We start from the raw sequence: 7,235 nt of genomic DNA, 5'->3' as shown, positions 1-7,235 counted from the left end.
CGGGGAATTATCTGGCCGTCGTCGGGGAGATCCAGGTGGCCACCAGCGGGGAAAACCCCAGGCCGCCCACGGGGAGAAAAGAATGGCCATTGACACAAGTCCGTGTCGATCGCGTGGGCCATGTCGGCCCCACCTGAACGCGAGCTGATCGCCGGGCTGCTGCGGCAGGCCGCTCGGGACGCACTGTCCTACGTGGAACGCAACGCCGCGTTCACTCGCCGAGGGAACATGGGTGAGGCACAGGTCGATGTCAACGGCATCACTGCGGCGCTCTTCGAGCACTGGGATTCCCGAGCCTCTGACCCACATCTGCACATCCACGCGCTGGTGTCGTCCAAAGTGCAGCGCTGCGACGACCGTGATTGGACTGCGTTAGACGGGCGCACCATCCTCGCCGCCACCGTCACCGCCAGCGAGTTTTTCGACTCCCGGTTACGCGACCTGTTCCGCGAACACGGGGCCTCCTGGGTCCAGCGTGGAGCCGAGGGAGTGGACCTCAAACGTCCCGTGTGGCAGCTCGCGGGTATCCCGGTAGAACTGGTGAGGACGTTCTCCCAGCGGCACCAGCAGTTCGAGACCGCACGCGCCGCGCGGATCGTACAGTTCCGCCACGAGCACCGTCGGGAGCCGAAACCTAAAGACATCTTCGCCATCAACCGGGCGGCTCAGTACGACAACCGCCCCGGTAAGCAGCCCCCGAAGACGCTGCCGGAACACCTGCGGGCCTGGCGTGAACACGCCGAACAGGTCGTGCCTCAGGAGGTGCTAGACGCCCTGGGGCGACGCGCATTCGTTCCGATGAACACCAAGAACGAGCCGGTCGACGTGCTCGCGCTCGCGCAGAACACCCGCGCAGTCGTCGCCGAACACTACAGTCACTTCTCCTGGTGGAACCTCGCGGCCGAAGCCCACCGCCAATCAGCTCACCTAACGGTGCCCGCGGACAAGCGCGAGCAGCTGATCGATGACGTGGTCGCAGCGATCCTCGACGAACCGGACACGCTCGCCTTGACAGGGCCGGCTGCGGTCGAGGAACCCCCGTCATTACAACGCCGCGACGGCGAATCGGTGTTCATCGAACGGCGCTCCACCCGCTACACCACCACCGCCACCCTGGCCGCCGAGGCGGACCTAGTCGCGTGGGCCCGCCGCGGCGGCGGTCACCGGCTACGCGCCGACACCGTCGCTAAAGCCCTCGCCGAACAGAAACTCAACACCGGCCAGGAGCGCATGGTGCGGGAATTCGCCCGCTCCGGACGCCGCGTGCAGCTCGCGCTCGCCCCCGCCGGCGCCGGTAAGACCACGGCGATGAAGGTCCTCGCCACCGCCTGGCGGCGGACCGGACACCGGGTGTACGCGTTCGGGCCCTCCGCCCGCGCCGCACAAGAGCTCGGGGCCGCGATCGGCGCGAAACCGCACACCCTGCACCAGCTGACCACCACGCAGGCACTGGGGTTCGCGCACCGGGCGTTCCCCATACGGGCCGGGGACCTGGTCATCATCGACGAAGCCGCGATGGCCGGAACCCACACCCTGCACGCTGTCGTCACCTACGCACTACACCACGGCGCCGATGTTCGGCTCATCGGTGACGACGCCCAGCTCGCCGCCGTCGAAGCCGGTGGCGCGATCCGGCTCATCGCCCACGACGTCGGCGCGCTGCGCTTCCGGGAAATCGTGCGCTTCCAAGGCCCCGACCGGGCCAAGCAAGCGGCCGCGTCGCTGCAGATCCGCGACGGCAACCCCGGCGGACTGCGCTACTACCTCACCCACAACCGTGTGCGGGGTGGGTCGCTGGAAACGATGCGGAACGCCGCGCACAGCGCTTGGCGGGCCGACCTCGACCGCGGCATCCAGTCATTGCTCATCGTGCCGACCAACGACGACACCGGGGCACTCAACCTCGAAGCCCGCGGACTCCGTCTACGTCGCGGTGACCTCACCCGTGGCCGCGAAGTCGAACTGCACGACGCCACCACCGCCGGCGTCGGCGACTGGATCGTCACCCGTAACAACCAACGACTGCTCAGCCTGTTCGGTGGCAAGGACTTCGTGAAAAACGGCGACGTCTGGACCATCAAATCAGTCCACCGCAGCGGCCGGATCACCGTGCAACACCGCACCCACCAGGGCACGATCACCCTCCCCGCAGGCTACGTGCGCGCCCATGTCGAACTCGCCTACGCCGCAACCATCAACCGCGTTCAGGGCATGACCTCCACCGGCAGCGCCCACCTACTGGTGCCTCCCACCATGACCCGCGAACAGCTCTACCCCGGCATCACCCGCGCCATGCGCGACAACTACCTGTATGCGATCACCCACCATCACGTGATCGACCAGCACCAGGAAACCCCCGAACCCCAGACCCCGAAAGCCGTCCTCACCGGCGTGCTCCAGCACGTCGCCGCTGAGGTCTCGGCCACCGAAACCCTGCGAGACACCCTCGCCGAAGAACAATCCATGGGCACCTTGGTGAAGCGCTACAACTACACCGCCACCTACCGCGACGAGGACCGCTACCGCGCCGTGCTCGCCCGCCACGCCCCCATCACCCTCGACCTCGACAGCGAAGCAGCGCTCATCCAGACCCTGCGTAACGCCCACGACCTTGGCTGGCAGCCCGACCAGATCCTCACCGCCGCCCTCGGTCGCCGTTCCCTCACTGACGCCGATGACCCCGGGGCCGTGCTCGCCACACGCGTCAACACCGACCTGCAACAACGCCGGCCACCCTCCCCGAGCGTTCCACCGCACCGCGCGGACGTGACCCGCTGGTGCGGCATCATCGACGCCATCGCTCCGCACGCCGCCGTCGAAGACCCCTCCTGGCACCCCGTCTGGCAGCGCGCCGCGGGCGCACTCGCTGCCGGATTCGACATCGACGCTGCCCTGACCGTCGCGGCCCACCAGCTCGCCGCACGCCCCGCCGGGCTCGACCCCATGCCCGATCATCGCTACGCCGAAGCCGCACTCGCCGCCGAACTCGAGCGCCGCGCCGACCGCGGACAAACCCACACACCCGCGCTGCCGTGGCTGGCCCGGCCCGACTTCGCCGCCACCCGACACCACCCCGGGCACACCCAGTACCTGCACGACACGAACACCGCTATCGCCACACGGCTCGAACACCTGCGCGCCGACATGGTCCAGACCCCGCCCTCGTGGGCGGCGGGCCTGGGACCTCGCCCCGCCAACCCGATCGCGGCCGAACAGTGGGACGAGCTCGCCGGGCTCGCCGCCGCCTACCGCGAGACCTTCCACATCACCAGCGACAACGCCGCCACACCACTCGGCGAGCAACCCGACAGCCACGGCGCCAAGGCCGCCGCCTGGCACGACATCACTACACGCTGGACCACCCTCACCGAGCCACCCCCACCCAGCCAACACGCCGCGGTCCAGCGCACGCAGCCAATCGAGATCGAACTCGCTGACTCCTTCGCGGAGTTCACCGGCCAGGACGACCGCCACGCGCTGGAACCCTTGAACGTGCTCGTGCGCCGTTACGACCGGCTCGCTCGCGATGGCGACGAGGACCGCTTCCTCGATCTCCTCGGCCGCTACGTCCCAGCCGCGGTCAATGCCGGAGCCGAACCCGCTGCCCTGGCCGCGCTCAGCCGCGCCCAAGACCAAGGCTGGCAAGCCGAGCGCCTCGTCCGGGCCCTCGCTGACGACACCGGATTCAGCTGGGCTGACGACCCCGCCGCCGTGCTCGCCAAACGCATCACCACCCACACCAGCCGGCATCGGCCACCCGCACGCACTGCCACCCCCGCCACCGAGGAGATCGGCCGCTGGCGGCACATCGTGACCCAGCACCTCCCCGACGCCGAGGTCAGCAGCGCCTCCTGGGACATCGTGTGGCGCCACGCCGCCGGCGGCACCAGATACAGGCTCGACGCTGATTCGGCGCTGGCCGAGGCCGTCCTGCACCTGGCCACCAACACCACCGGCGCTCATCCCAGCGACTACCGGCGCACCGGCGAAGCCCTTGTCGCCGCACTCACCCGCCGCATCGCCCACGGCGAAGGACACCATCGCGCGCTGCCCTGGCAAGCAGTCCCCGACCTCACCGCCCGAACCAACTACCGGCCGACGCTCGAGCGACTCGACGCGCTCAATGCTGAAATCACCGCGCGCATCGACCAACTCCGCGACCAGATCACGCGCGACCAGCCCCGCTGGGCATCCCAGCTCAGCCCACGACCCACCGAGCCCGAACAGACACAGCACTGGAACCACACCGTGGGACTAGCCGCCGCGTACCGCGAAACCTACGGAATCAGCACCACAGACCCTGCCTCCCCACTCGGTGCGCAACCCGCAGGGAACGGCCCCAAAACCCAAGCCTGGCAAGAAATCACCCGCGACTGGAGGCAGCTAATGACCACACCCGACCGCGAAGACATCGAATCTGACGCCATGTACACCCGCGAATCGCGCCGTGACACCCTCAACGCGGTCGGCAAGGAGTTCCACAGCGGCGTCGCAGCCCGCGCTGCAGCAATGCGCGCACAACACGAAGGCGACCGCACCGCACGGGACGACGAGGCGGACGACGAACTTGACAACCTGCGACACGGCGAAGGCGATGACCTGCGCAGCGGCCTCGGGTATTGACCCCGTACGACGAACGCGTCTGGGGGCTGGTCAACCACGCCGACGTCATCAGAGCCGACGACGAGAGACCACAAGCTCGGCATGGGCGACCCAGGGTCGACGGCAGGCGCGTCCAGGAAGCTGGGCGTGCCCTGGCGGCAGCACGGAGCGCGCCGCCCTGACCTGTCACAGGCGGCAGCTCAGCTTTGCTGTCGTCAGGTGATAGCGGTGCCCTTGCCCGGCAGGGACACGACACGGCCTCGTTCGGCGAGTTCGTGAACGGCGCGGTCGATGGTGCGGACGCTGGCGCCGTACTCAGTGGGAGGGTCTTGCGCCTCGGTAGCCAGCCGTCGAATTCTCCGGCTTCAATCCGTTGTACCAGGTGGTTGCAGACTTGTTCCCAGACGTACTCAAGGCCACTGCTGAGCGGGTAGCGTGATTGTTTGGGCTGGTTGCCGGTGGCCCCGAGACGCCGGATCTCTGCGATCCAGTCCAGCTCCGCGTCGGTGAACCCTTGGTCCAGCGTGAACGTCTCCTGCGGCTTCCGGGCCGCATAGAACATGACCTCAGCTTGACGTGCGTTGTCGTCGGCCAGCGCCTCCGCAATGGCCTCGCATTGTTCCTTGGTCAGGACCACGAGCTGTGGGTTTGCGCAGAGTTGATACCGGAGATCTGTGACATCCCAGCGGGCGTGTCCACCCACGGTCACGCAGCCAGGCACTACCAGACCAGATCTCCACCATCGGGCCAGCGTCTGGCGAGGGACGCCAATGGCATGTGCGGCAACGCTGGTTCTCACGAGTGGCATGGACGTCGGTGACGGCACACACCACAATGCCGGCGCTAGGTACCGCGCCGGGCTTGCTACGGCCGGGGAACGAACGTGCCCCGGCCGAAGCGGGTGACGACCAAGCCGTCCTCTTTCAGCTTCAGCAAGGCACGGCCGATCGTCCCGCGGGCTACGCCGTAAATCGATGCCAGGTCCGACTCGCTCGGCAACCGCACACCGGGCGCCAGCGAACCGCTTTCGATGTCGGCACGCAGGTCGGCAGCCACCTGCTCCCAGATGAAGTCCGGTCCGTCGTGATCAATGCGATCTGCACGATTGTCCCAGCTCACCTCCAGGAACCTACGCACCTCTATGCGCTCCCCTTGCGCCAGAGACGCCTGCAGGCGACTATAGGAGTCTATAGACGACTATGTTTGAGCTGCGCGAATATGAGAGTTGAGCCATGAGGGAACCACCAACGACGTCACAACCCCCCACACCCAGCAGCACCACGAACCAGGAGGAGTTCTCCGTGCCGCCCACCAACCACCAGTGCCTTCGGATCGCCGACGCACTGCTGGACGACAATGTGGCGCAGGCCGAAGTCTTCCTGTGGGCCGCGTGGCACCCTCTCGCCGAGTTCCCCGACGAGGACTATTCCCTAGAAGAACAAGCCTGGGCCGCCAGCGTCCGCGCGCTCCGCCGGCCCCCTGACCAGGACCCGGACTCTGCACGGACGCGGCTGGACGACGCGATCCGCGCCGAAACGACCAATCTCCTGCTCCGCGACCACAGCGCTGCGCGGGAGGCGCTGCGGTTGGTCGGCGCCCACCTCGTCACGCGCGGCCACACGGTCCTCATCGCCGCGGAGCCTCGGCCATGATCCTGCGACGACTCCGCCGACGCACCAGCCTCACCGCGCAACAGCGGGACGACATGATCGACCTCCTGAGCGAGGCCACCATCGCCAGCCACGGCACGCTCGAATACCTGCAACGCCGCGGACGGGGCATCCTAGAATCCGCCCGCCGGTCACGACACATCCGCCCACCCGCAAACCCGCTCGACACTGCCGCAGTGCGTTTGCGCTGCGAAGCATACGAGGCGATCGGCCTGCTGATCACCTCCATCGAGCATGCGGACGACCCGCACCACCTCAACCAAGTCGGCGCCGAAGTCCGCATCATCGCCCAGCGCATGGAAGCCTTCCCCCGCGAACCAGACCCGCCGCCGCCCTCTGGCGATATCAGCGTCCAACTCCGGCGCATCAACGGTGCCGTCGACGCCGAAGCCGACATGATCTACCGACTCCAAGACACCGGCAACCCCGTCGCCGCGGCCTACTTCCGACACCGCGGCCTTCATCTCCTCGAACTCGGCATGATCGAAACCGAACAAGCCGGTATGGATGTGACCACGATCCGCGCCGCCATCTCTGCCACGTTCAACATCCCCGACCCACACAGATAGTGGTCTACGCCCTCCTCGTGCACGTCCTGGACTTGCAACGCGTGCACGAGGCGCGGGCCAGCCGCAGCCGCTCGTCGGTCAGCACCCGCGGCCAGCCCGGTTGCAGCTCGGCCTGGTCATATAGACACGCAGTACGTCGAGCAGCACGAGCGGCCCGCACTGCGGGATCGCGAACCGAGCCAATCTGGTTCCCGGTCACATCTCCCAGTTTCGGGTCCGCCAGGCACCAGCCGGCTGGGTCTGAACTCACAACACTCGTCGAAGCGGCCCTGGTCGAGCCGGTTGGCGAAGCCTGCGCCGAAGTCGTTGCAGGCAAGAATAGGACCCCACTAGGGGTGCTGGTGGGGTCGACGAGCGCCTACAGGCAGGACGCGACCCGTGGGTAGCGCTGACA

4 protein-coding genes are annotated in these 7,235 nt (G+C 67.7%); 3 read left to right on the top strand and 1 reads right to left on the bottom strand.

The window, feature by feature from the left end; all coding sequences use genetic code 11:
- The first annotated feature begins 102 nt into the window (after window positions 1-102).
- Window positions 103-4,623: a MobF family relaxase gene (gene mobF / locus ABZ863_RS11205; RefSeq protein ID WP_358533883.1), complete on the top strand. Its 4,521-nt coding sequence runs from the start codon at window positions 103-105 to the stop codon at window positions 4,621-4,623.
- Between the two features lie 843 nt (window positions 4,624-5,466).
- On the opposite strand, the gene ABZ863_RS11200 is transcribed toward mobF, so the two are convergent.
- Window positions 5,467-5,739 carry a winged helix-turn-helix domain-containing protein gene (locus tag ABZ863_RS11200; RefSeq protein WP_358533881.1) on the bottom strand — a complete coding sequence of 91 codons (273 nt, stop codon included), beginning with the start codon at window positions 5,737-5,739 and terminating at the stop codon, window positions 5,467-5,469.
- 95 nt (window positions 5,740-5,834) lie between these two features.
- On the opposite strand from ABZ863_RS11200, the gene ABZ863_RS11195 reads away from it, so the two are divergent.
- The gene (locus ABZ863_RS11195) at window positions 5,835-6,254 is read left to right on the top strand and encodes a hypothetical protein (protein WP_358533878.1); all 420 of its coding nucleotides are present in this window, start codon (window positions 5,835-5,837) and stop codon (window positions 6,252-6,254) included.
- Complete coding sequence (locus ABZ863_RS11190) at window positions 6,251-6,841, top strand: hypothetical protein (RefSeq protein WP_358533876.1); 591 nt, start codon at window positions 6,251-6,253, stop codon at window positions 6,839-6,841. Before ABZ863_RS11195 ends, ABZ863_RS11190 begins: the two co-directional genes overlap by 4 nt.
- The last annotated feature ends 394 nt before the right edge of the window (window positions 6,842-7,235 follow it).

The organism is Saccharomonospora sp. NPDC046836, assembly GCF_040645195.1.
GTDB lineage: Bacteria > Actinomycetota > Actinomycetes > Mycobacteriales > Pseudonocardiaceae > Prauserella_A.
This window is presented reverse-complemented; position numbering and strand designations above follow the sequence as displayed.